Below are 24,808 nucleotides of genomic sequence, written 5' to 3'. Positions count from 1 at the left end.
TTTGATGCCTTGGTAACAAGCGCGAGATAGCGTGATTTTTCACCGAAGTAGGACGTTTTTGCGCCTTGTGGCGGCTTCGCGTGGTTGGTAAAGTAAGCGGATTTTATTTTCCGCCCCCAGCTTGCAGGATTATCCTTTAGTATGTTTAAAAAATTTCGTGGCATGTTTTCCAACGACTTGTCCATTGACCTGGGTACCGCGAATACCCTGATTTATGTCAAAGGCCAGGGTATCGTGCTGAATGAGCCCTCAGTCGTTGCTATCCGTCAGGATCGTGCTGGCTCCCCTAAGAGCGTCGCGGCTGTCGGTCATGATGCAAAACAGATGCTTGGTCGTACGCCGGGCAATATTGCCGCTATTCGCCCAATGAAAGATGGCGTTATCGCTGACTTCTTTGTTACTGAGAAAATGCTGCAGCACTTTATTAAGCAGGTGCATAGCAACAGTTTTATGCGTCCCAGCCCGCGCGTGCTGGTATGCGTGCCGGTCGGCGCAACGCAGGTTGAGCGCCGCGCCATCCGTGAATCTGCTCAGGGAGCAGGTGCGCGTGAAGTTTTCCTGATCGAAGAGCCAATGGCTGCCGCAATCGGCGCAGGCTTGCCGGTGTCTGAAGCAACCGGCTCAATGGTGGTGGATATTGGTGGCGGTACCACCGAGGTCGCGGTGATTTCTCTTAACGGCGTGGTTTACTCCTCTTCCGTGCGTATCGGCGGCGATCGTTTTGATGAAGCCATTATTAATTATGTGCGCCGTAACTACGGTTCACTGATTGGTGAAGCGACCGCAGAGCGTATCAAACATGAAATCGGTTCTGCCTATCCGGGCGATGAAGTGCGCGAAATCGAAGTGCGCGGACGTAATCTGGCTGAAGGCGTGCCGCGTGGCTTTACGCTGAATTCTAATGAAATTCTCGAAGCGCTGCAGGAACCGTTAACCGGCATCGTAAGCGCGGTGATGGTGGCGCTGGAGCAGTGTCCGCCGGAGCTGGCGTCTGACATTTCAGAGCGCGGCATGGTGCTGACCGGCGGCGGCGCGTTGCTGCGTAATCTGGATCGTCTGCTGATGGAAGAGACCGGCATTCCGGTGGTGGTGGCAGAAGATCCGTTGACCTGTGTCGCGCGTGGCGGCGGTAAAGCGTTGGAAATGATCGACATGCACGGCGGCGATTTGTTCAGCGAAGAATAATCTGCCAGAAGGGAGTGCGCCGCGAGGGCAACACTCCCTTCCTTTGATGTCGGGGAATACGCAGAGTTTATGAAGCCAATTTTCAGCAGGGGGCCCTCCCTGCAGCTCCGCCTTTTTCTGGCGGTTATTGTGGCCGTCGGCGTCATCGTTGCCGATAGTCGCGTGGGTTCGTTTACCCAAATCCGTAACTATATGGACACGGCGGTAAGTCCATTCTATTTTCTGGCCAACGGGCCACGACAAATTCTGGACAGCGTTGCTGATACGCTGGCCTCTCGCCAGCAGCTGGAACAGGAAAATAAAGCGCTACAGCGCGAACTCTTTCTGAAAAATAGCGAGCTGCTGATGCTGGGACAATACCGGCAGGAAAACGCGCGTCTGCGCGAGCTGTTAGGATCGCCGCTGCGTCAGGATGAGCACAAAATGGTGACGCAGGTGATCTCTACCGGCACCGATCCCTATACCGATCAGGTGGTGATTGATAAAGGCAGCGTCAACGGCGTCTATGAAGGTCAGCCGGTGATCAGCGATAAAGGCGTGGTCGGGCAGGTGATTGCCGTGGGGCAGGTAACCAGCCGCGTGCTGCTGATCTGCGATGCGTCTCATGCCTTACCGATTCAGGTGCTGCGTAACGATATCCGCGTTATCGCCGCTGGCAACGGCTGCACTGAAGATCTGCAGCTGGAGCATCTGCCGGGCAACACCGATATTCGCGTCGGCGATGTGCTGGTGACATCCGGCCTTGGCGGGCGCTTCCCGGAAGGGTATCCGGTGGCGGTCGTCTCCTCCGTGAAGGTGGATACGCAGCGCGCCTATACCGTGATCCAGGCGCGTCCGACGGCTGGGTTGCAGCGCCTGCGCTATTTGCTGCTGCTGTGGGGCGCGGATCGTAACGGCGATATGCCGATGGTGCCGGATGAGGTGCATCGGGTGGCGAATGAGCGTCTGATGCAGATGATGCCGCAGGTACTGCCGCCCGCCGGAGAGATGGGGCCGCCGTTACCGCCGGCTGCGATAGCGACGCCAACGCAGGCAAATCCCGCAACGGATAGCCGGGGCGCCGCGCCGGGCAGCCCGCCTGCCGCGCAGGGAGGCCGTCCTTGAGCCGCTATCGCAGCCATGGGCGCTGGGTTATCTGGCTCTCTTTTTTGGTCGCGCTGATACTGCAAATTATGCCGTGGCCGGACGATTTCTATATGTTTCGTCCCTCCTGGCTGCTGCTGATCCTGATTTACTGGCTGCTGGCGCTCCCGCATCGGGTTAGCGTCGGCACCGGTTTTATGATGGGCGGCATTATGGATCTGATCTCCGGCTCTACGCTAGGGGTGCGGGCGCTGGCGCTGAGCATCATCGCCTATCTGGTCGCGTTCAAATTTCAGCTTTTCCGTAACCTGGCGCTGTGGCAACAGGCGTTAATGGTGATGGTGCTGTCGCTGGCAACGGATGTCATTGTTTTCTGGGCCGAGTTTTTAGTCACCAATATTTCGTTCCGACCAGAAATTTTCTGGAGCAGCGTGGTGGACGGGATTTTGTGGCCCTGGCTATTCTTATTGATGAGAAAAATTCGTCGTCAATTCGCTGTTCAGTAAGGACAATTATGTTATCCCTATATCTTGCTTCCGGTTCACCGCGTCGTCGTGAACTGCTGACGCAGCTTGGCCTGCGTTTTGAGCGGGTGATCACCGACGTGGAAGAGCAGCGCCGCGAGGAAGAGAGCGCGCAGCACTATGTCCGTCGACTGGCGCGTGAAAAAGCCCAGGCGGGCGTGGCGGTCGCGCCGCAGGATCTGCCGGTGCTGGGTGCCGATACGATTGTGGTGCTGAACGGGGAAGTGTTGGAAAAGCCGCGCGATACGGTGCATGCTGCCGAGATGCTTGCGCGCCTTTCCGGCCAGACGCACCAGGTGCTGACGGCGGTGGCGCTGGCGGACCGACAGCATGAACTTGACTGTCTGGTGGTGACCGAGGTGACGTTCCGCCTGCTCACGGCGCAGGATATTGCTGACTACATCGCCAGCGGCGAACCGATGGATAAGGCGGGCGCGTATGGCATTCAGGGGCTTGGCGGCAATTTTGTCAGAAAAATTAACGGAAGCTATCACGCCGTGGTGGGCCTGCCGCTGGTGGAAACCGGCGAACTGCTCAGCCACTTTCAATCGTTGCGTGAGGTAAGTAAGGGGACATGATGACGGCTGAGCTACTGGTCAACGTCACGCCATCGGAAACGCGCGTGGCCTATATTGACGGCGGTATCCTGCAGGAAATCCATATTGAACGCGAAGCGAAGCGCGGCATCGTCGGCAATATCTATAAAGGCCGCGTAAGCCGGGTGCTGCCGGGAATGCAGGCCGCCTTTGTGGACATTGGTCTCGATAAAGCCGCGTTTTTGCACGCCTCCGATATTATGCCGCATACCGAATGCGTGGCGGGCGAAGAGCAGAAGAACTTCAGCGTCAGGGATATCGCCGAACTGGTCCGTCAGGGACAAGATTTGATGGTGCAGGTGGTGAAAGATCCGCTGGGCACCAAAGGCGCGCGCCTGACCACCGACATTACCCTGCCTTCGCGCTATCTGGTGTTTATGCCGGGCGCCTCGCACGTTGGCGTTTCGCAGCGCATCGAAAGCGAAGCGGAGCGCGATCGTCTGAAAGCGGTGGTCTCAAACTACTGCGATGAGCAGGGCGGCTTTATTATCCGCACCGCGGCGGAAGGCATCGGCTCGGAGGAGCTGGCGCAGGATGCCGCTTTCCTTAAGCGCTTATGGACCAAAGTTATCGAGCGCAAAAAGCGCAATAAAACGCGCTGCCGTCTGTATGGCGAGCTGGCGCTGGCGCAGCGCGTGCTGCGGGATTTCGCCGGTGCCGCGCTGGATCGTATTCGCGTCGATTCACGCCTGACCTATGAGCTGCTGCTGGAATTCACCTCTGAATATATGCCGGAGATGACCGCCAAGCTGGAGCATTACAGCGGTCGCCAGCCGATTTTCGATCTCTATGATGTGGAAAACGAAATTCAGCGTTCGCTCGATCGTAAAGTGGAATTGAAATCGGGCGGCTACCTGATTATCGACCAGACGGAAGCGATGACCACCATCGATATTAATACCGGCGCTTTCGTTGGGCATCGCAATCTGGATGAAACCATCTTTAACACCAACATCGAAGCGACGCAGGCGATTGCGCGCCAGCTGCGGCTGCGCAACCTCGGCGGCATTATCATTATCGACTTTATCGATATGAGCAACGAAGAGCATCGCCGCCGCGTCCTGCACTCGCTGGATAGCGCGCTGAGTAAAGATCGGGTGAAAACCAGCATCAACGGCTTCTCCGCGCTGGGGCTGGTGGAGATGACGCGCAAGCGTACCCGTGAAAGCATTGAACATGTGTTATGTCAGGATTGTCCGGTCTGTAAAGGACGCGGCACGCTGAAAACCGTGGAAACCGTCTGCTACGAAATCATGCGTGAGATCGTGCGCGTCCATCACGCCTACGATTCCGACCGCTTTCTGGTCTATGTTTCGCCCACCGTGGGGGAAGCGCTGAAAAGCGAAGAGTCGCATGCGCTGGCTGAAGTGGAGCTGTTTGTCAGCAAACAGGTGAAGGTGCAGATCGAGCCGCTCTATACCCAGGAACAGTTCGACGTCGTGATGATGTAAGATCTGGTTAATATTTTGGTCTGCCTTTGACGATTTCTCGCCAGTCAAGCGCTAAAAATGCGCGTCTGTTTCAGGTAAACTCTGCGCACCTGATTCTCCCTGGCTGCTGCAACCGCACGTTCGGGAATATGAACCAGCTTATTCATCCGTTCAGATTGCGCAAGACAAGGAGAGGTGTGTGAGGCAACTGCCCAGGATCCTGTTACTTACAGGCGCGGCGATCATCGTTATCGTTGCGCTACTGGTCAGCGGCCTGCGGCTGGTGATGCCGCAGCTCAATCATCATCGCAGCGCGCTGTTCAGCGCCGTTTCCTCCGCCACCGGTTTACCTGTCAATGCCGCCTCGTTGCACGGAAGTTGGGAAAACTTCGGTCCTACGCTGGATGTGCGCCAGCTGACGGTTTCCCTGGCCGACGGCGGTTCGCTGGATATTGGCCGCGTGACGCTGGCGCTGGATATCTGGCAGTCGCTGCTGCATGCCCGCTGGCAGTTCCGCGAGCTGACGTTCTGGCAGCTCGATCTCGATAGCCGCTCGCCGCTCATCAGCAACGATAAAAATAACCACACGCTGAAGGCGGGCCAAATCAACGATCTGTTCCTGCGTCAGTTCGATCATTTCGATCTGCGCGACAGCCGCATCCGTTTCCAGACTCTTTCCGGTCAGCGCGCCGAGCTGGCGATCCCGCGTTTAAGCTGGCTGAATGAAAAAGCGCGTCATCGGGCGGAAGGGGAAGTCAGCCTCTCCAGCTTTACCGGCCAGCATGGCGTGGTGCAGGTGCGGCTGGATCTGCATGATGAAAATGGTTTGTTGAACGACGGGCGAATCTGGCTACAGGCGAACGACGTGGACGTGAAGCCCTGGCTGGGGCAGTGGATGCGCGATAACACCACGCTGCAAAGCGCGCGCTTCAGTCTTGCCGCCTGGCTGAGCCTGAAAGAGGGCGAAGTTTATGATGGCGATGTCTGGTTAAAACAGGGTGGTGCGCACTGGCAGGGCGACAAGCGGCCGCATCGGCTGGAAGTGGATAACCTGACGATGCATCTGGCGCGCTGGCGCAGCGGCTGGACGGTAAGCGTGCCGCAAAACAGCTTACGTACCGATGGCGAAGCCTGGCCAAAAGGGCACTTTTCTCTGGCCTGGCTGCCACAGCACGCCATCGGCCCGGAGCCGCAGGCGGTGGAAGAGCTGCGCATACGCGCCACCGGTTTGCATCTCCAGCGGCTGGAGCCGTTGATTCCGTTATTCTCCCGCCTGTCGCCGCAGATGCTGGAAAACTGGCGCACCCTGCACCCGCAGGGGAAAATTGATGCGCTGGCGTTGGATATTCCACTGCAACAGCCAGAGCAAAGCCGCATCCAGGCGCGTTGGCACGATTTAAGCTGGCAGCACTGGCAGCTGCTGCCAGGGGCGCAGCACGTTACCGGCAACCTCAGCGGTAGCCTGACGGATGGCCGCCTGGATATTGCGGTTAACGATGCGGTAATGCCTTACGGCACCATGTTCCGTGCGCCGCTGGAAATCAGCAGCGCCACCGGTACGCTAAGCTGGCAGCAGAGTGAAAATGCGCTGGCGATCCAGGGCAGAAACCTGGATGTCCAGGCGCGTTCCCTGTGGGCCAAAGGGGATTTCAGCTATCGTCAGGGCAGCGGCCTGGCACCACGTCTGGATATTCTGGCGGGGATCAACGTTATCGATGCCGGTGACGCCTGGCGTTATTTCCCTGAGCCGCTGATGGGCACCCATTTAACCGACTACCTCAGCGGCGCGATTAAGGGCGGGCGGGCAGCTAACGCCACGCTGCTGTTTGCCGGTAACCCGAAACAGTTCCCTTTCCGTCATAACGAAGGCATGTTCGAAGTCGCGGTGCCGCTGCGCCAGGCGAGCTACGCCTTCCAGCCGGGCTGGCCAGCGCTGGCGAACATGGATATCGATCTCGACTTTGTTAATGACGGCCTGTGGATGAAGACGAAGCAGGCGATGCTGGGCAAGGTGCAGGCGAATAATGTCAGCGCGGTGATCCCGGATTACCTGAAAGAGAAGCTGATCATTAACGGCGATTTACGCGGCGAGGCGGCGGACATTCGCAGCTACTTTAACCAGACGCCGCTGCAACCGTCGCTGGGCGCGGCGCTGGATGAGTTGCAGCTGAGCGGGCAAACCGGCGGGCATCTGCAACTGGATATCCCGCTGGATGGCGAACTGGTTCATGCGCGCGGCGATGTGCAGCTTGCTGATAACACCCTGTTTATCGCCCCGCTGAACAGTAAGCTGACCGCGCTTAACGGCAGTTTCACCTACGATAACGGCAACCTGCGTAGCGATACGCTGCGGGCCAACTGGTTTGGGCAGCCGGTTAACGTTAATTTTCATACCGAAGAGCGCCCGCAGGATTATCAAATCGGCGTTAACCTGGCGGCAGACTGGCAGGTTAACAAGCTGTCACCGCTGCCCGCGGGCGTCAGCCAGCAACTAAAAGGCACGCTGCCCTGGCAAGGCGATGTCGCTATCACGCTGCCGCATCAGGGCGGCGCGAATTATACGATCAACCTCTCCGGCGATCTGAAGAATGTAAGCAGTAACTTACCTGCTCCGCTGGGCAAAAAGCGCGGCGAAGCGTTACCGCTGAAGGTAACGGCGAGCGGCGATCTGCAACATTTTGATTTGCAGGGCGCGCTGGAGCAGCAACGTTTCAACAGCCGCTGGCTGTTGGGTAAACAGCTGCGTCTCGATCGCGGTATCTGGCTGAACGAGGCGAAAAGCACGCCCGCCTTACCGGAGTCGCGCGGCATGACGCTACATCTGCCGCCGCTGGATGGCGACAGCTGGCTGAAGCTGCTGATGAGCGGTGGAAGTACGCAGCAATCCACATCGCAATTGGGCAGCGGCAGCGCGATGAGCGTTAACCGGCTACCGGGCGATATCACGCTGAGTACGCCTGCTCTGCAGCTGGCGGGCCAGCAGTGGCATCAGACGCAGATAACGTTGCGGAAGCTGATGGCTGGCGGCATGCAGGTTGAGGCGCAGAGCCGGGAAATCAACGGCAAACTGGATATCCCCACCAGCGGTGCGTGGCGCGCGCATTTGGGCTGGCTCTATTACAACCCGGAATGGCAAAGCGACGACGAGGCCGCCTCTGCGGGTGGGCCGCAGACAGGCAGCGTGATCAACTTTGCTGGCTGGCCGGCGTTGCAAATAGACTGTGACGACTGCTGGCTGCGCGGACAAAAGTTCGGCCGCATTCAGGCCAACCTGACGCCGCGCAATGATACCTTAACGCTGACCGACGGCCTGGTGGATACCGGCAGTTCGCGCCTGAGCGTTAACGGCGAATGGGTTAATCGCCCCGATGAGCAGCGCACCTCGCTGCAAGGCAAGCTGAGCGGCGACAATATCAACAATGCAACCAACTGGTTTGGCGTAAACACGCCGCTGCGCGATGCGCCTTTCAGGCTGGAATATGATCTGCACTGGCGTGCTGCGCCCTGGCAGCCGTCGGAATCCTCGCTCAGCGGCGTATTGAAAACCCACTTTGGCAAAGGCCAGGTGGCGGACGTCAGCAGCGGGCGCGCCGGGCAGCTGCTGCGGCTGTTGAGCTTTGATGCGCTGTTGCGCAAGCTGCGTTTTGATTTCAACGATACCTTTAGCGAAGGCTTCTGGTTTGACTCGATCAACGGCACGGCGTGGATCAAAGATGGCGTAGTGCAAACCGACAATCTGCTGGTGGATGGGCTGGAGGCGGATATCGCCATGCAGGGCAAGCTGGATCTGGTGCAGCGGCAGATTGATATGGAGGCGGTGGTCGCTCCAGAAATCTCCGCCTCGGTCGGCGTTGCCACGGCGTTTGCCATCAATCCGGTGGTGGGCGCGGCGGTGTTTGCCGCCAGCAAGGTGCTGGCGCCGCTGTGGAACAAAATTTCCCTGTTGCGTTATCACATCAGCGGACCGATAGATAAGCCGGAAATTAATGAAGTGTTGCGCAAACCGCGTGAAAAGAGCGCGAAGTGAATTTGACGCCGCAGGGGAATTACCGCAGGCTATAGCAATAATGTCACATAATGAGTGAGAAACGATGAGTCTGAATCTGGTAAGTGAGCAATTGCTAACTGCGAACAACATCAATCAGCAGGATTTGTTCACCCTGCTTGGGCAGCTTTCAGAACGTCGCCTGGATTATGCCGATCTCTATTTCCAGTCCAGCTACCATGAATCCTGGGTGCTGGAAGATCGCATCATTAAAGATGGCTCCTGGAATATCGATCAGGGCGTTGGGGTACGCGCCGTAAGCGGCGAAAAAACCGGCTTCGCCTATGCTGACCAAATCACCCTGAACGCGCTGCAGCTGAGCGCGCAGGCGGCACGCAGCATTGTGCGTGAGCAGGGCAACGGCAAGGCGCAGGCGCTGGCGGCGGTATCGCATCCGGCGCTCTATCCGGCTTTCGATCCTTTACAGAGCCTGTCGCGCGAAGAGAAAATCGCGCTGCTGCACCGTGTTGATAGCGCGGCGCGCAGCGCAGACAAACGCGTACAGGAAGTCAGCGCCAGCCTGACCGGCGTCTATGAACTGGTACTGGTGGCGGCCACCGACGGCACGCTGGCGGCCGATGTGCGTCCGCTGGTGCGTCTTTCTGTTAGCGTGCTGGTGGAAGAAGATGGCAAACGCGAACGCGGTTCCAGCGGCGGCGGCGGACGTACCGGTTACGATTTCTTCCTGGCTGACGAAGCAGGCGAAGTGCGGGCGGAACGCTGGGCGCGCGAAGCGGTACGTATGGCGCTGGTTAATCTCTCCGCCGTGGCGGCGCCTGCGGGTTCGGTGCCAGTGGTGCTGGGCGCGGGCTGGCCTGGCGTGCTGCTGCATGAAGCGGTCGGACATGGGCTGGAAGGCGATTTCAACCGTCGCGGCACCTCGATGTTCAGCGGACAAATGGGTCAGCTGGTCGCCTCTGAGCTTTGTACGGTGGTGGATGACGGCACGCTGAACGGTCTGCGCGGTTCGCTGGCGATCGATGATGAAGGCGTACCGGGCCAGTACAACGTGCTGATCGAAAACGGCGTGCTGAAAGGCTATATGCAGGACAAGCTGAACGCGCGTCTGATGGGCGTGAAGCCCACCGGCAACGGCCGCCGCGAATCCTACGCGCATCTGCCGATGCCGCGCATGACCAATACCTATATGCTGGACGGCAAATCAACGCCGCAGGAAATTATCGAAAGCGTGGAGTATGGCCTTTACGCGCCTAACTTCGGCGGCGGTCAGGTGGATATCACCTCCGGCAAGTTTGTTTTCTCGACGTCAGAAGCCTATCTGATCGAGAAAGGGAAAGTTACGCGGCCGGTAAAAGGCGCCACCTTGATCGGTTCCGGTATCGAAGCGATGCAGCAGATCTCCATGGTCGGCAACGACCTCGCGCTGGATAAAGGCGTGGGCGTATGCGGTAAAGAAGGGCAAAGCCTGCCGGTTGGCGTCGGTCAGCCGACGCTGAAGCTGGATCGGTTAACCGTCGGCGGCACCGCCTGATGGATCTCCCCTGGCAGCCCGCTGCCAGGGGATTAACCGCTTTGACGATGTTCCTGATAGATCTGCGCCACCTTTTTAAACCAGGCGCTGAGGTAATCAATACAGACCTGCACCTTTAACGGCAGCTTATCTTTCTGCGTATACAGGGCGTAAACCGGTCGCGGATCTGACTGATAGCGGCTAAACAGGATCTCTATCTCGCCCGCTTTGATCTCTTCAATCACCCACATCAACGGTACATAGGCGATGCCGCAGCCCGCCTTCAGCCAGCGTGTCAGCGTTTGTGAATCGTTAGTCACAAAGCGTCCCTGCGGCGAAAGATGCGTGCTGATCCCTTCCGGCGCGATCAGTTCGAAATCGTTGTCCGGGCGCACGCTATATTCCAGCCAGGAAAAATTAGCGATATCGGCGGGCTTGTCGGGCGTGCCGTGCTGCTCAAGATAGTGTTTTGCCGCGCAGACCACCATCGGCATCGAACCGAGCCGCCGCGAAAACAGACTGGAATCCTGTAACGCGCCTACGCGAATCACCACATCCAGTCCGTCAGCGATCAGGTCGGGGGCTGGAATGCCGGTCACCAGATTCACCGTCAGGCCAGGGTATTCCTGCAACATTTCCGCCGTCATCGTTGCCAGTACGTTTTGCGCCATGGTCGATGAGCTGCCAATGCGCAACGTGCCGATCGGCGAGTTATTAAAGGCGTAAAGCTGCTCATGCACCTGATGCGCCTCCGCCAGCATACGGCGGCAGCCCTGATAGTAGATGCGGCCCGCCTCGGTCAGCCCGATGCTGCGGGTGCTGCGGTTCAGCAGCTTCACCTGCAGTTCATCTTCCAGTTTCGAGACAGTTTGGCTTATGGACGAGACGCTCATATGCAGCTGACGCGCAGCGGCAGTAAATGACCCCAATTCAACAACTTTGGCAAAAACCGACATACCCTTGAGTCGTTCCATTATTCACTCTGGCTTAAAAGTGATTTAGATCACATTATGTAGATAACTTATAGTCAGGCACGTTACTATATGCCGCCGGGTTGCCGTCTGGTAACTCACCTTTTGTGCCAGGACACTTAAGTACACGCTATGCTTTAGGTGCTGATATTCGTCTGACAGTGTACCTGTCGTCCGATCATCATCAACCCGTAATATGAAACTTCCTGTCTTCACAGGCCGTTTGGTGCTGGCACAACGGTATGACCCGGTTACGTATTAATAAGGATGAAAGATGAGTGTGTTACCGGTTATCGTCATATTTGGGCTCTCTTTTCCGCCCATATTTTTTGAAATCATTGTTTCGCTCTTGCTGTTCTGGCTGGTGCGCCGCGTGCTGCTGCCGGTCGGCCTGTATGATTTTGTCTGGCATCCGGCGCTGTTTAATACCGCACTCTACTGCTGCCTGTTCTATTTAGTCTCCTGTCTGTTTGTCTGAGGTTTTAAGTGAAAACTCTAATAAGAAAAATTACACGCTATGCCATTACCCTGATTCTGGTTGCTATCGCCGTGGTGGTTATTTTCCGCGCCTGGGCGTTTTATACCGAATCGCCCTGGACAAGAGACGCCAAATTTGCGGCTGACGTGGTCGCTATCGCGCCTGACGTCACCGGCCTGATTACCGATGTGCGCGTGCATGACAACCAGCTGGTGAAAAAGGGAGAGGTGCTGTTTACCATCGATCAGCCGCGCTTTGAGAAGGCGCTGGCGGAAGCGGAAGCGGATGTGCAGTATTACCAGGCGCTGGTGAATGAAAAGCGTCGCGAAGCGGCCCGCCGCAATCAGCTGGGCGCGATCGCCATGTCGCGTGAAGCGATCGAGCAATCTAATAACGATCTGCAAACCGCCGAACATCAGTTGGCGAAGTCCCAGGCCTCACGCGATCTGGCGAAGCTGGATCTGGAACGTACGGTTATCCGCGCACCGGCCAACGGCTGGGTCACCAACCTTAACGTGTTTACCGGCGAGTTTATTACGCGCGGCACCACCTCGGTCGCGCTGGTAAAACAGAACTCCTACTACGTGATGGCCTATATGGAAGAGACCAAGCTGGAAGGCGTGCGCCCCGGCTTCCGGGCAGAGATCACGCCGCTGGGCAGCGATCGCGTCCTGCGCGGCACGGTTGATTCCGTGGCCGCTGGCGTCACCAACAGCAGCAGCAGCGTTGACAGCAAAGGGATGGCCACCATCGATTCGAATCTGGAATGGGTGCGTCTGGCGCAGCGCGTGCCGGTGAAGATCCTGCTCGATCATCAGCCGGGCAATCTCTATCCAGCGGGCACTACCGCCACTATTGTCGTCACCGGTGAGAAAGATCGTGAGCAAAAACCGGCATCGCCGCTGGCCCGGCTGCTGCATCGCCTGCGTGAGTTCGGTTAAGCGGGGGGCGTGATGCAACTCGAACGGTTACGTTTTCCGGTTAAGCTGACGTTTGCCGTGCTGACGGCGCTGCTGATTGGCTTTCACTTTAATCTGGAAACGCCGCGCTGGGCGGTGATGACCGCGGGCATCGTCGCCGGCGGCACCGCGTTCGCGGCGGGCGGCGATCCTTACTCCGGCGCGTTGCGCCATCGCGGCATGCTGCGTATTATCGGCACCTTTCTTGGCTGCCTGGCGGCGCTGGTGATTATGATCGCCACCATTCGCGCGCCGGTGGTGATGATGCTGCTCTGCTGTATCTGGGCGGGTTTTTGCGTCTGGCTTTCCTCATTAATGCGGGTAGAAAACTCCTATGCGCTGGGGCTGGCAGGCTATACCGCGTTGATTATCGTGGTCAGCGTGGATTTAACCGCCGGAACGCCGACGCTGGCGCCGCAGTTTGCGGTGGAACGCTGTAGCGAAATCATCATTGGCATCGTCTCGGCGATTCTGGCGGATATGGTTTTCTCGCCGCGCTCGATCAAGAAGGTGATAGATAAAGAGATCGAAACGCTGCTGCTGGAGCAGTATCGTCTGCTGCAGCTCTGCGTCGCCCACGGCGATAAAGACGAAGTGGATAAGGCATGGAGCAATCTGGTACGGCGCACCACCACGCTTAACGGCATGCGCAGCCAGCTGAATATGGAATCATCACGCTGGCAGCGGGCGAACCGCCGTCTGAAAGGCATGCATACGCTTTCGCTGACGCTGATTACCCAGGCTGCGGAAACCTTTCTGATTCAAAACTCCCGCCCGGAATATATTCCGCCGCAGTACCGCCTTCTGCTGGAAAAAGAGGTCACCAGCCTCAGCGAGTTGCACAAACATCTGAAAAATCTGCGCCGCGTAATCAGCGCGTCGGGCAGCAAAAGCACGCCGATTACTCTGGTCAGTTGGACAGGCGCCGCCACGCAATATTTGATGCTGTTAAAAGGGGTGCAGACCAACTGTAGCATGAGCCAGCAGGAAGAGGCGCTGCTGAGCCATGAAGTGGATGTGGTGCGCGCGCGCTCGGCGGAAACCCATCATGCGATGATTAACGGCATCCGTACCTTTGTGGCGACGGCGCTGGGTACGCTGTTCTGGCTTTACAGCGGCTGGACCTCCGGCAGCGGCTGTATGCTGATGCTGGCGGTGATTACCGCGCTGGCGATGCGCGCGCCGAATCCGCTGATGATGGCGAAAGATTTCCTTTACGGCATGACGGTAGCGGTGCCGTTGGGGGCGCTCTACTTTATGGTGATTATGCCCTCGACCCAGCAGAGTATGCTGCTGCTCTGTATCGCTATCGGCACGCTGGCGTTTGTCGCCGGGATCTTTATTCAGCGACGGCAGTTAGGCACGCTCGGCGCGTTTGTCGGTACGCTGAATATTCTGGTGCTGGATAACCCGATGACCTTTTCGGTCAATGCGTTTCTGGATAGCGCGCTGGGCCAAGTCATCGGCTGTTTTGTCGCGCTGATGGTGATTTTGATTATTCGCGACAAATCGCGCGCGCGCACCGGCCGCACATTGCTGAATCGCTTTATGTACGCGGCGGTCTCCGCTCTGACCACCAATCCGGCGCGCCGCAATGAAAACCATCTGCCCGCGCTCTATCAGCAGCTGTTTTTACTGTTGAATCTGTTTCCTGGCGATATCGATAAGTACCGCCTGGCGCTGACGTTGATTATCGGGCATCAGCGGTTGCGTAATGCGGAGATTCCGGTGAATGCCGATCTTTCCGCGTTTCATAAACAGCTGCGCTATACCGCCGATCGGGTTATCGCTTCACGCAGCGATGACAAGCGGCGCTATTACTACCAAAAGCTGCTGCGCGAGTTTGATACCTACCAGGAAAAGCTACAGCACTATCAGGCGCCACTCAACGTTACCGAACCGGTGAGGCGTCTGGCCGATATGCTGAAAAAATATCAGAACACCCTGATCAATATTTAATCCTGCCATCGGTGCCTTTCTGGCACCGGCTTTTCCGCCTGTTTTCCTTTTTTCCTGCCGCGCGGCAACCAAAGAGCCGCGCTTTGCCAACTATACTTGGCACAACAGGATGATAAAAACAGGAGCGCAACATGTCCCATTCCCTACAAGATCATGAACTCTTTCAGACCGGTTGTCTGATTAATGGCCAGTGGCAAACCCTGAGTGAAACCTTTGAGGTGCTGAATCCAGCGACCGGAGAGGTGATTGCCCGCGTGGCGAAAGGCGGGAAGCAGGAGACGGAACAGGCGATTGCCGCCGCTGAACGCGCCTTTCCGGCCTGGCGCGCTCTGACGGCGAAGCAGCGCTCGGAAATCCTCTATCGCTGGTATCAGCTTATCATCGAGCATAAAAGCTGGCTGGGTCAGCTGATGACGGCGGAGCAGGGCAAGCCGCTGAAAGAGGCGGAAGGTGAAGTGGAGTATGCCGCCAGCTTTATTCAGTGGTTTGCCGAGCAGGCCAAGCGCGTTAACGGCGAGATTATTCCGCCAGCGAAAAATGGGTCACGCATTCTGGCGACGCGCGAACCGGTTGGCGTAGTGGCCGCCATCACGCCGTGGAATTTCCCAATGGCGATGCTGACGCGCAAACTCGGCCCGGCGTTGGCCGCAGGCTGCACCGGTATCATTAAACCCGCGAATAACACCCCGCTTTCCGCCTTTGCGCTGCTGGCGCTGGCGCAAAAAGCGGGCGTGCCTGATGGCGTGCTGAACGGCGTTGCCGGTGATACCCATGCCATCAGCGATGCGATCATGGCCAGCGGCGCAGTGCGTAAAATCTCGTTTACCGGCTCAACGGCGGTGGGCAAAACGCTGATGCGTAACGCTGCGGACACCATGAAAAAGCTTTCAATGGAGCTGGGCGGCAACGCGCCCTATATCGTGTTTGACGATGCGGATATTGATGCCGCGGTGAAAGGGGCGATCGCCAATAAATTCCGCAATGCCGGACAGGTTTGCGTCAGCGTAAATCGCTTTTTCATTCAGGATGCGGTTTACGATCGTTTCGTCAATCAGCTGGCTGCAGAGGTCAATAAGCTGAAGGTCGGCAATGGCATGGAAGAGGGCGTGGTAGTCGGCCCGTTAATCAATCACGCAGCGCTGGAAAAAGTTGAGGAGCATGTAAAGGATGCGCAGGCAAAAGGCGGACGTATCCTGGCCGGTGGCGCACCGCACGCCCTGGGCGGCAATTTCTGGCAGCCGACGGTGATTGCCGACGCCAGTGAAGAGATGAAGCTGGCGCAGGAAGAGACTTTTGGTCCGGTGGCGGCCTGTTTCCGCTTCAGCGATGAGGATGAGGTTATCCGCCGGGCGAACGCTACGGAATATGGTCTGGCAGCCTATTTTTATACGCAAAACCTGCAACGGGTATTCCGCGTCTCCTCGGCGCTGGAAAGCGGCATGATTGGCATTAACGAATGTGCGGTATCCACTGAACTGGCGCCTTTTGGCGGCGTAAAAGAGTCCGGGCTGGGACGTGAAGGCTCAGTATTAGGTATGGAAGAATATCTGGAAGTAAAAGCCCTGCATATTGGTGGCCTGTAAGCAGATTGGGCGCGCAAGCGCCCAATTGCGTATTAAGGAGCAGCCGACATGAAGAAAGAGATTTTTGACTTTAATGAGATCGTCGATCAGGCGCACTTCTATCGCCAGTTCAGCGAACGCTTTGCGCTTGACGATCGGTTAATTGTTGATCTGGATTCATTATGGGATGCCATTACCCAACCGCAGCTGCCGTTACCGGTGGAAATTGAATTTATTCACCTGGGCGCCGGGCAAAAGCGCCGCTATGGCGCGCTGATACTGCTGTTTGATGAGGCCGAAGAGGAGCTGGAAGGTCAGCTGCGCTTTAACGTGCGCCAGGCACGCAAAAGCCCATAAAAAAAGGCCCTAAACAGCAGGGCCAAGGGGTTCGTCAATACGCTGACGAGGAATTCTGGTTATGGCTTATTTATAGATTTCAGCGGTTGCGTGATAGTTACCGTTGGCATAAGCCTCAACAACACGGTAGGCGGAAGCGCCTTGTTTATCCGCTTTTTCGGCCAGGTGCTGGCGAATAGCGCTTGGGCTGGCATCAATGCCGCTCACGGAAATGGTACCGATCGGCTGGAGATTTTGGCTGGCAACGTCTTGTTGGGTCACCAGGTCGGCCGCTGCTGCGCCGAAAGAAAGTACGGAAGCCAGGCCTAAAGCCGCAAAGGTAAATGTCGTTTTCATTTCTTACTCCTGAATAGTGTGGTGACGGCGGCCGTGATGGCTTGATAGCGATTATTATTTCTGGGGCCGCGTCGTTATTACGTGAAAGTCGTTATTAGATGACACCGGTATACACCCGGCGATGATGTTGCGCTTATTTATACAGCTCTGCCGTTACGTGATAGGTGTCTTTGTTACGCGCTTCGATAATGCGATACGCGCTGGCACCCTGACGATCCGCTTTTGCCTGCAGCGCCTGATGGATATCCATTGGCGTACCTGCTACACCGCTGACGCTGATAACGCCCACAGACTGCAGATTTTTCGCCTGATCGGCGTTAATGGATTCTGCTGCAAATGCGCCGAATGACAGGGCAGAAAGCAGGCCTGCGGTTGCGATAGTAGTTTTAATATTCATTGATCTGTTCCTCGTCTTCTGTTTTTGTCTTTATTTTGTTTGTGATCTTCATCACGAAAACAAGTATAGATCTAATCACGTGCGAAATTAATATTACGCTAATAATGTTTTGTTGTGACACTTTAGCTAATGTCGCTTTTTTAATAACCATTAGTTATAAAAAATGGTTATATTTTGTACTTTATGCGTTATTTTTTAGGCAAAACAAAAGCATAAGCGGCTTTATCTATTTGTGCTTTGTTTACTGGTTAAATGCTCCATCAGAGGCTGAAAAGCAGTTTTATGACCTGCCTGGTCGCTTTAAAGGCAGCATATTGTGCGACATGGACGTGATGTGGGGAAAGAGTGAACTGCCTGCTTATTCCATTTGGCAATGAAAGCCGCAGACGAAGGGATGCATAAAAAAGCGCTAACAGCAGCGTGCTGAAGCTGCGGGGCAGCAGCAGAGAGAGGCATAACGGAAGTGAATAAGGAAGGCTGCGGGATCGTTAATGCTGAGGCCAACGATCCCGCCAGGCTTACAGCTCCTGCTCAAACAGATTCAGGATAGCTTCGTAGAGTTGTTTCACCGTGAAGGCGCGCGCCGGGGTGATAAAAATCGTGTCGTCACCGGCGATGGTGCCAAGGATGCCTTCCGCTTTCCCTAACGAGTCCAGCAGGCGAGCAATCAGCTGCGCGGCGCCTGGGCTGGTATGGATCACCACCAGCGCATCATTGTAATCAATATCCAGCACCAGGTTTTTCAGCGGAGACGTAGTGGTGGGAACGCCGAGCTCTGCGGGCAGGCAGTAGACCATTTCCATTTTCGCGTTACGGGTACGCACCGCACCAAACTTGGTCAGCATACGAGAGACTTTCGACTGGTTGATGTTGTCGAAGCCTTCTTCCTGCAGCGCTGTCACGATCTCGCCCTGCGAGCTGAACTTTTCTTCTTTCAGTAAAGCTTTGAACGCTTTAATCAGATCTTCTTGTTTCGATGGGTTACGCATAGGCTACCGATAATATAAAAATGCTGTGAAGCCCGGCCAGCAGGCGATACATTATTATGCATTTATATGAATGTTTATGCAAATTCGCGGCGGCGAGTAACGGCTTTACCGCGCAGTGGGCGCGCATTTTACCAGACTTTCGGCGCAGAGAGAATTTACCCGAAGCGCATAGCTATGACAGATGAAGTGAAGAAATTGTTATAAAATTGATGTTGTTCTGCTAAGCGCGGACGGTGTAAGGTAGGGCTGATTACTCTGTCTGTATCCGGTTACGCTCAGTGTCGGTCCTGTACGTAATGCGGTCATGTTCACCCGTTTTGGCTGGCGCTTAAGGGCGTTATGCAAAACAGTGACAACATCCTCGCTATACTTCTCAGGTCGTCCAGCATCTGTTCCGCGCTGGCTGCCGGCATTTTAATGATCACAATAATAAGGAGTTTAGGATGAAAGTTGCAGTTCTCGGTGCGGCTGGTGGTATCGGCCAGGCGCTCGCACTTCTGCTGAAAACCCAGTTACCCGCGGGTTCAGAACTCTCTCTGTATGATATTGCTCCCGTAACACCCGGTGTGGCCGTTGATTTAAGCCACATTCCTACGCCGGTTAAAATCAAAGGGTTCAGCGGTGAAGATGCAACGCCTGCGCTGCAGGGCGCCGATGTGGTATTGATCTCTGCGGGCGTAGCGCGTAAGCCCGGTATGGATCGCTCCGATCTGTTTAACGTCAACGCCGGTATCGTACGCAACCTGATCGAGCAGGTGGCGAAAACCGCGCCGAAAGCGCTGATCGGGATCATCACCAACCCGGTTAACACCACCGTGGCTATTGCCGCAGAGGTGCTGAAAAAAGCGGGCGTTTACGATAAAAATCGTCTGTTCGGCGTCACCACGCTGGATATTATTCGCTCTAATACCTTTGTTGCCGAACTGAAAGGTAAACAGCCGACCGAATTAAACGTACCGGTAGTGGGTGGCCACTCCGGCGTGACGATTCTGCCGCTGCTGTCTCAGATCCCTGGCGTTTCCTTCAGCGAGCAGGAAGCGGCCGACCTGACCAAACGTATCCAGAACGCCGGTACCGAAGTGGTGGAAGCCAAAGCGGGCGGCGGATCGGCTACGCTGTCGATGGGGCAGGCTGCTGCGCGCTTTGGTCTGTCGCTGGTGCGTGCGCTGCAGGGCGAAAGCAACGTAGTGGAGTGCGCCTATGTGGAAGGCGATGGCGAATATGCGCGCTTCTTCTCGCAGCCGCTGCTGCTGGGCAAAGAGGGCGTGGCCGAACGTCGTCCGATTGGTCAACTGAGCGATTTTGAGCAACAAGCGCTGGAAGGCATGCTGGATACGCTGAAGAAAGATATTCAGCTGGGCGAAGAGTTCGTTAAGTAACAAGCCTTTCGTGAAAAAGGAGCCGCAAGGCTCCTTTTTTATTGTCCCGGATATCGACGCGCGGCGGCATACCCAGCGGGTTATAAGGCGCGCCTGGTATCAGCTACTGCGCAGGGTATTCCTGAATGGTGACCGGCAGCGTCAGCTTGTTGTCGTTGCGAATCACCTGGACATCAATCACCGAGCCGGGACGCACCTCAGCCACCTGATCCATGGTTTCCTGGGCAGATACCGCAGGCTTGCCGTTGACGCTGATAATCAGATCGTTGGCGCGAATCCCCGCCTTGGCAGCCGGGCCTTCTGGCGCAACGCCATTAACCACAATTCCCTGAATATGATCGACCCCGGCATTCTGCCCATGCAGCGGAGGAACGTCGCTGCCGGTGATGCCGATATAGCCGCGAATCACACGTCCGTCACGGATCAGCTTGTCCATGATTTTAGTCGCCAGCGCGGTAGGAATCGCAAAGCCAATGCCTTCGGGCGTCTCGCCATCGTTACTTTTATCGAAAGAGAGCGTGTTGATGCCCATCAGCTCGCCCAGCGAGTTGATCAGCGCGCCGCCGGAGTTGCCTTTGTTAATCGAGGCGTCGGTTTGCAAAAAGTTTTGTCGTCCGGACGGGCTTAAGCCGACGCGGCCGGTGGCGCTGATAATCCCCTGGGTTACGGTTTGCCCAAGGTTATAGGGGTTACCAATTGCCATCACGATATCGCCGACGTGCGCGATACGCTCACGGTTAATCGGAATAACCGGCAAATTCGTCGCGGTAATTTTCAGCACCGCCAGATCGGTCAGGCTATCTGAGCCAACCAGCATCGCTTCGATAAAACGCCCATCCTGTAACGCGACAATAATCTGATCGGCACCGTTGATGACGTGGCGGTTGGTGAGAATATAACCTTTGTTGTTCATTATCACGCCGGAGCCAAGCGTAGTAATCCCTCGCCCGTTACTGCTCGACGCGCTGCGGTTATAGACGTTTACCACCGCTGGAACGGCGCGGCGTACTCCCTGATTAAAGCTGAATGGCGTTTGATCGGCGCTGCTTTCCGGGGCGGAAAACAAACTGTTGCCGACGCGCAACGCGGGCATCACCGCCAGTAACATACCTGCGACGATCAGCCCCAAAACTACCGAGCGCAAGAGTTTAAGAAACATGATGTTAAGCTATATCGGAAAAGAACGGGGGCAGAATATCATGAGTTACGCGGACACACACGGTGTTGTGCCCGCAATATCACAGACTCTTTTAGCGCAGCAGCAGATAAAGGCTTTCACCGCCGCGGATGACATTCAACGCCAGGAACGGCGGCTTGCTGGCTAAGGCTTTACGCATCTCATCCAGATTCTGCACGCGCGTGCGGTTAACGCCGATGATGATATCCTCTTTTTGCAAACCGATTTGCTCAGCGGCCGTGCCTTTCTCTACGCTATCGACCTTAACGCCTTTATTGCCATCCGGCAGCTGACCATCGCTGAGCGATGCGCCCTGTAACGCTGGCGTCATCAGTTCATCGCTTTTCATGCTACGCGCGCTGGCATCCAGTTTCACCGTCACGCTAAGCGGCTTCCCTTCGCGCAGCAGGCCGATTTTGACCTCTTTGCCCGGCGGGGTGGTGCCGATTTTTACCCGTAGCTCGGCAAAGCTGGTAATGGCTTTATCATCCACGGAGGTAATGATGTCGCCAGCTTTAATACCGGCGGTCGCCGCCGCTGATTTAGGCAGCACTTCCGAGACAAAGGCGCCGCGCTGCGCATCAACGTTAAAGGCGCGCGCCATATCGGCGGTCATTTCCGTGCCTTTGATGCCCAGCTGGCCGCGTTTGACTTCGCCGGTTGCAATCAACTGTTTCGCCAGCTCCATCGCCATATTGCCGGGGATGGCGAAGCCGATACCAATGTTGCCGCCGCTGGAGGCAAGAATCGCCGTATTGATGCCGATCAGCTCGCCGTTCAGGTTGACCAGCGCGCCGCCGGAGTTGCCGCGGTTAATGGCGGCATCGGTTTGAATAAAGTTTTCCAGGCCTTCCAGATTCAGGCCGCTGCGGCCCAGCGCAGAGATAATGCCTGAGGTGGCAGTCTGGCCCAGGCCAAAGGGGTTGCCGATGGCGATAGCGAAATCGCCGACGCGTAGCTGGTCGGAATCGGCGATTTTCACCTGCGTCAGGTTTTTCGCGTTCTGAATCTGAATCAGCGCAATATCGGTCTGATCGTCGCGGCCCAACAGTTTGGCATCATACTCACGGCCGTCGCTCAACTGAACGCTGATTTTATCAGCACCGTTAACCACATGGTTGTTGGTTAAGATATAGCCTTTTTCCGCATTGATAATCACGCCTGAACCCAGGCCTTCAAAAGGTTGCGGCTGCGCCTCGCCCTGGCCCTGTCCGAAAAAGCGTTTTAACGGCTCCGGCAGATCCTGCGCCGCCTCTTCAGACGAGGTGCCTTCAACATGCACGCTGACCACGGCTGGTAAGACTTTTTCCAGCATCGGGGCCAGGCTGGGCAGCGCCTGATTTTGTACCTGCGCAGGCAGCGACGCCATGGCGGCAGGCGTCAGGGTCAGATTCAAACCAACGGCCAGGGCTACCGCGCTCAACAATAATGTTTTTTTCTTCATCGTTACGACGCTCTCGCTGCTCAACAGGGGGAAAATAGCGTTGCTTATCAGCTCAGATTGCTGGCTTCATCAAGCATAAGAAACAGGGCGCTGGCGCGCCCTGTGGATTAAGTGCGCGGCGTACGTTCGCCACCGCGCAGCAGGCCGGATGCACTTTCTGAATAATCGCGCGGGATCTGCACCGGCGCCTGATCGTTATCCGCTTCCGCTTCGGTCAGCTGATAAGCGAACGGGTTTTTCTCGCCCGGCAAATTAGGCAGCAGATCGTTCGATCCTTTTGCCATGTGCTGGTACAGCTGGCGATAATCACGCGCCATGTTATCCAGTAGCTCTGCGCTATGGGCAAAGTGGTTGGTCAGCTCTTCGCGATAATCTGACAGCTCTGCTTTGGATTTCTCCAGTTCATATTGCAGGCTGCGCTGCTCGCGCAATTTTTTGTTACCAAAACGCATGGCGACAGCGCCGATAATAATACCCACGACTAAACCAATTAGCCCGTATTCCCAGGTCATAATGACTCCCGTATTGTCCTCGTTGTTCCGTAGGGCGTTCCACTTCAATAGTAGCCACTATAACCGTTAATCTTGCGGAAGTGGAATCCTGCGGCAGCATCGCTTAGTGTAGAACGAACTTTTTTTCAGCAAACAGGCAGTTGCCTGTGATTTTCAGGAAAGCAGGATCACCCATGCAAACGATGTCTCCGCTGGCGCATTATCAACAGGCACTGGATAAAGGTGAGTATCAGCCTGATGAGGTCCAGCACGCTGCAATAAGCCGTTTAGATGCCATTCAACAGGCGCTTATCGCCCGTCATCCCTCAGAAACAGCGCCTGCCTCAGGCTGGCGCGGCAAGCTTAATAAGCTGCTGGGTAAGGAAAAAAACAGCCAGCCGCCGCAGGTGCGTGGGCTCTATATGTGGGGCGGCGTCGGGCGCGGCAAGACCTGGGTAATGGACCTCTTTTTTCAGTCAATTCCTGGGGAGCGCAAGCTGCGGCTGCATTTTCACCGCTTTATGCTGCGCGTGCATGAAGAGTTAACCGCGCTGCAAGGAGAAAGCGACCCGCTGGAGATCGTGGCGGACCGCTTTAAAGCGCAGACGGATGTGCTGTGCTTCGATGAATTTTTTGTGTCCGATATTACCGACGCCATGCTGCTGGGCACGCTGATGGAAGCGCTGTTTGCGCGCGGCATTACCCTGGTGGCGACCTCAAATATTCCACCCGATGAGCTTTACCGCAACGGGCTACAGCGCGCGCGCTTTTTACCCGCCATCGAACAGATCAAACAGCATTGCGAAATCATGAATGTCGATGCGGGCATCGATTATCGTCTGCGCACGCTTACCTCGGCGCATCTCTGGATGTCGCCGTTAAACGCGGAAACGCAGCAGGCGATGAGCCGGATGTTTATCGCGCTGGCAGGCCAGGCGGCGGAAGAGAAACCGGTGCTGGAAATTAACCATCGTCAGCTGCCGACGCAGGGCGTGGAGAAGGGCGTATTGGCGATCGACTTCGCCACGCTGTGCGGCGAAGGGCGTAGCCAGCACGATTATATTGAGCTGTCGCGGCGGTTTCATAGCGTGCTGCTGCTGGATGTGCCGGTGATGCGCGCGCGCAGCGAAGATCGGGCGCGCCGCTTTCTGGCGTTAGTGGATGAATTTTACGAACGGCACGTTAAGCTGGTGGTGTCCGCCGAGGCGTCGCTGTTTGAGATTTATCAGGGCGAGCGGCTGAAATTTGAATATCAGCGCTGTCTGTCGCGTTTGCAGGAGATGCAGAGCGAAGAATATTTGCGCTCAACGCATCTCACCTGAGGACGTCACTTTTTTGTCGAAAAGTGATCGATCTTTGGCGATGACTTCTCTATAATCTTGCGACCCCACGTTACGGCAAAGTTTTTTTTCCCAGAAACTTTGTAGCACCGGCAAAACTGTCCGAGGGGGTGGCTTGCTGGTCGATAAGGTCGTGTGAGCCTCAACCGTTTATTCAAGCGTTTGGGATTTCACCAACGTGTAACTTAATTTGGGTAAGCTTTTAGATGAAAACTTTTACAGCTAAGCCAGAAACCGTCCAACGTGACTGGTATGTCGTTGACGCGACGGGCAAAACTTTAGGTCGTTTAGCGACTGAACTCGCTCGCCGTCTGCGTGGCAAGCATAAAGCGGAATATACTCCGCACGTTGATACTGGTGATTACATCATCGTTCTGAACGCAGAAAAAGTTGCCGTAACCGGTAACAAGCGTAGCGATAAGATCTATTACCATCACACCGGTCACATCGGTGGTATCAAGCAAGCGACCTTCGAAGAGATGATTGCTCGCCGTCCTGAGCGCGTAATTGAAATCGCGGTTAAAGGTATGCTGCCGAAGGGCCCGCTGGGTCGTGCTATGTACCGTAAACTGAAAGTTTACGCGGGCAACGAGCACAACCATGCGGCACAGCAACCGCAAGTTCTTGACATTTAA

Annotated in this window: 22 protein-coding genes; 15 read left to right on the top strand and 7 right to left on the bottom strand. The window is 56.1% G+C overall.

What is annotated here, in order from left to right; genetic code table 11:
• Nucleotides 1–141: 141 nt before the first annotated feature.
• The 7 genes from mreB to tldD all read left to right on the top strand — a co-directional run bounded on the left by mreB (nucleotide 142) and on the right by tldD (nucleotide 10,355).
• Complete coding sequence (gene mreB, locus J2X14_RS10045) at nucleotides 142–1,185, top strand: rod shape-determining protein MreB (protein WP_003855260.1); 1,044 nt, start codon at nucleotides 142–144, stop codon at nucleotides 1,183–1,185.
• Between the two features lie 69 nt (nucleotides 1,186–1,254).
• Nucleotides 1,255–2,289, top strand: a complete 1,035-nt coding sequence (gene mreC, locus J2X14_RS10040; RefSeq protein WP_352411054.1) for a rod shape-determining protein MreC — start codon at nucleotides 1,255–1,257, stop codon at nucleotides 2,287–2,289.
• A complete protein-coding gene (mreD, locus tag J2X14_RS10035) occupies nucleotides 2,286–2,774 on the top strand; it encodes a rod shape-determining protein MreD (RefSeq protein WP_352411053.1) in 489 nt (162 codons plus the stop codon). The genes mreC and mreD overlap by 4 nt, the downstream gene beginning before the upstream one ends.
• Nucleotides 2,775–2,782: 8 nt before the next feature.
• Nucleotides 2,783–3,370: a Maf family protein gene (locus tag J2X14_RS10030; protein WP_352411052.1), complete on the top strand. Its 588-nt coding sequence runs from the start codon at nucleotides 2,783–2,785 to the stop codon at nucleotides 3,368–3,370.
• Nucleotides 3,370–4,839 carry a ribonuclease G gene (gene rng / locus J2X14_RS10025; protein ID WP_352411096.1) on the top strand — a complete coding sequence of 490 codons (1,470 nt, stop codon included), beginning with the start codon at nucleotides 3,370–3,372 and terminating at the stop codon, nucleotides 4,837–4,839. Before J2X14_RS10030 ends, rng begins: the two co-directional genes overlap by 1 nt.
• A gap of 178 nt (nucleotides 4,840–5,017) precedes the next feature.
• Nucleotides 5,018–8,845 (top strand): AsmA2 domain-containing protein YhdP, encoded by a 3,828-nt coding sequence (yhdP, locus tag J2X14_RS10020; protein ID WP_352411051.1) that lies wholly within the window; start codon nucleotides 5,018–5,020, stop codon nucleotides 8,843–8,845.
• A 64-nt stretch (nucleotides 8,846–8,909) separates the two neighbouring features.
• Nucleotides 8,910–10,355, top strand: coding sequence for a metalloprotease TldD (gene tldD, locus J2X14_RS10015; protein WP_352411050.1), 1,446 nt, complete (start codon nucleotides 8,910–8,912; stop codon nucleotides 10,353–10,355).
• A 32-nt stretch (nucleotides 10,356–10,387) separates the two neighbouring features.
• On the opposite strand, the gene aaeR is transcribed toward tldD, so the two are convergent.
• Nucleotides 10,388–11,308: an HTH-type transcriptional activator AaeR gene (gene aaeR / locus J2X14_RS10010; RefSeq protein ID WP_352411049.1), complete on the bottom strand. Its 921-nt coding sequence runs from the start codon at nucleotides 11,306–11,308 to the stop codon at nucleotides 10,388–10,390.
• Nucleotides 11,309–11,579: 271 nt separating this feature from the next.
• On the opposite strand from aaeR, the gene aaeX reads away from it, so the two are divergent.
• From aaeX to J2X14_RS09985, 5 genes are all read left to right on the top strand, one after another.
• Nucleotides 11,580–11,783, top strand: coding sequence for a p-hydroxybenzoic acid efflux pump operon protein AaeX (gene aaeX / locus J2X14_RS10005; RefSeq protein WP_249893162.1), 204 nt, complete (start codon nucleotides 11,580–11,582; stop codon nucleotides 11,781–11,783).
• 8 nt (nucleotides 11,784–11,791) lie between these two features.
• Nucleotides 11,792–12,724 (top strand): p-hydroxybenzoic acid efflux pump subunit AaeA, encoded by a 933-nt coding sequence (aaeA, locus tag J2X14_RS10000; RefSeq protein ID WP_352411048.1) that lies wholly within the window; start codon nucleotides 11,792–11,794, stop codon nucleotides 12,722–12,724.
• Nucleotides 12,725–12,736: 12 nt separating this feature from the next.
• Nucleotides 12,737–14,701, top strand: coding sequence for a p-hydroxybenzoic acid efflux pump subunit AaeB (aaeB, locus tag J2X14_RS09995; protein WP_352411047.1), 1,965 nt, complete (start codon nucleotides 12,737–12,739; stop codon nucleotides 14,699–14,701).
• A 131-nt stretch (nucleotides 14,702–14,832) separates the two neighbouring features.
• Nucleotides 14,833–16,284 (top strand): NAD-dependent succinate-semialdehyde dehydrogenase, encoded by a 1,452-nt coding sequence (locus tag J2X14_RS09990; RefSeq protein ID WP_352411046.1) that lies wholly within the window; start codon nucleotides 14,833–14,835, stop codon nucleotides 16,282–16,284.
• 48 nt (nucleotides 16,285–16,332) lie between these two features.
• The gene (locus J2X14_RS09985) at nucleotides 16,333–16,620 is read left to right on the top strand and encodes a barstar family protein (RefSeq protein WP_352411045.1); all 288 of its coding nucleotides are present in this window, start codon (nucleotides 16,333–16,335) and stop codon (nucleotides 16,618–16,620) included.
• A gap of 66 nt (nucleotides 16,621–16,686) precedes the next feature.
• Here J2X14_RS09985 and yhcN (J2X14_RS09980) read toward each other — a convergent pair whose 3' ends face one another.
• From yhcN (J2X14_RS09980) to argR, 3 genes are all read right to left on the bottom strand, one after another.
• The gene (gene yhcN / locus J2X14_RS09980) at nucleotides 16,687–16,956 is read right to left on the bottom strand and encodes a peroxide/acid stress response protein YhcN (RefSeq protein ID WP_352411044.1); all 270 of its coding nucleotides are present in this window, start codon (nucleotides 16,954–16,956) and stop codon (nucleotides 16,687–16,689) included.
• A gap of 133 nt (nucleotides 16,957–17,089) precedes the next feature.
• The gene (gene yhcN / locus J2X14_RS09975; protein WP_352411043.1) at nucleotides 17,090–17,353 is read right to left on the bottom strand and encodes a peroxide/acid stress response protein YhcN; all 264 of its coding nucleotides are present in this window, start codon (nucleotides 17,351–17,353) and stop codon (nucleotides 17,090–17,092) included.
• A 518-nt stretch (nucleotides 17,354–17,871) separates the two neighbouring features.
• Nucleotides 17,872–18,342, bottom strand: a complete 471-nt coding sequence (gene argR / locus J2X14_RS09970) for a transcriptional regulator ArgR (protein ID WP_038628827.1) — start codon at nucleotides 18,340–18,342, stop codon at nucleotides 17,872–17,874.
• Nucleotides 18,343–18,785: 443 nt separating this feature from the next.
• On the opposite strand from argR, the gene mdh reads away from it, so the two are divergent.
• Nucleotides 18,786–19,721 (top strand): malate dehydrogenase, encoded by a 936-nt coding sequence (gene mdh, locus J2X14_RS09965; protein WP_352411042.1) that lies wholly within the window; start codon nucleotides 18,786–18,788, stop codon nucleotides 19,719–19,721.
• 103 nt (nucleotides 19,722–19,824) lie between these two features.
• On the opposite strand, the gene degS is transcribed toward mdh, so the two are convergent.
• From degS to zapG, 3 genes are all read right to left on the bottom strand, one after another.
• On the bottom strand, nucleotides 19,825–20,880 hold the full coding sequence (gene degS, locus J2X14_RS09960) for an outer membrane-stress sensor serine endopeptidase DegS (RefSeq protein WP_352411041.1): 1,056 nt from the start codon (nucleotides 20,878–20,880) through the stop codon (nucleotides 19,825–19,827).
• Nucleotides 20,881–20,971: 91 nt separating this feature from the next.
• Nucleotides 20,972–22,342: a serine endoprotease DegQ gene (degQ, locus tag J2X14_RS09955; RefSeq protein WP_352411040.1), complete on the bottom strand. Its 1,371-nt coding sequence runs from the start codon at nucleotides 22,340–22,342 to the stop codon at nucleotides 20,972–20,974.
• Nucleotides 22,343–22,449: 107 nt separating this feature from the next.
• Nucleotides 22,450–22,854 carry a Z-ring associated protein ZapG gene (gene zapG / locus J2X14_RS09950; RefSeq protein WP_352411039.1) on the bottom strand — a complete coding sequence of 135 codons (405 nt, stop codon included), beginning with the start codon at nucleotides 22,852–22,854 and terminating at the stop codon, nucleotides 22,450–22,452.
• 173 nt (nucleotides 22,855–23,027) lie between these two features.
• On the opposite strand from zapG, the gene zapE reads away from it, so the two are divergent.
• Nucleotides 23,028–24,155 (top strand): cell division protein ZapE, encoded by a 1,128-nt coding sequence (zapE, locus tag J2X14_RS09945; RefSeq protein ID WP_352411038.1) that lies wholly within the window; start codon nucleotides 23,028–23,030, stop codon nucleotides 24,153–24,155.
• A gap of 224 nt (nucleotides 24,156–24,379) precedes the next feature.
• Nucleotides 24,380–24,808 carry a 50S ribosomal protein L13 gene (rplM, locus tag J2X14_RS09940; RefSeq protein ID WP_006121722.1) on the top strand — a complete coding sequence of 143 codons (429 nt, stop codon included), beginning with the start codon at nucleotides 24,380–24,382 and terminating at the stop codon, nucleotides 24,806–24,808.

This window comes from Mixta sp. BE291, assembly GCF_031457955.1.
Classification (GTDB): domain Bacteria; phylum Pseudomonadota; class Gammaproteobacteria; order Enterobacterales; family Enterobacteriaceae; genus Mixta.
The sequence above is the reverse complement of the archived record's forward strand: the minus strand, read 5'-3'. Positions and strand labels throughout refer to the sequence as shown.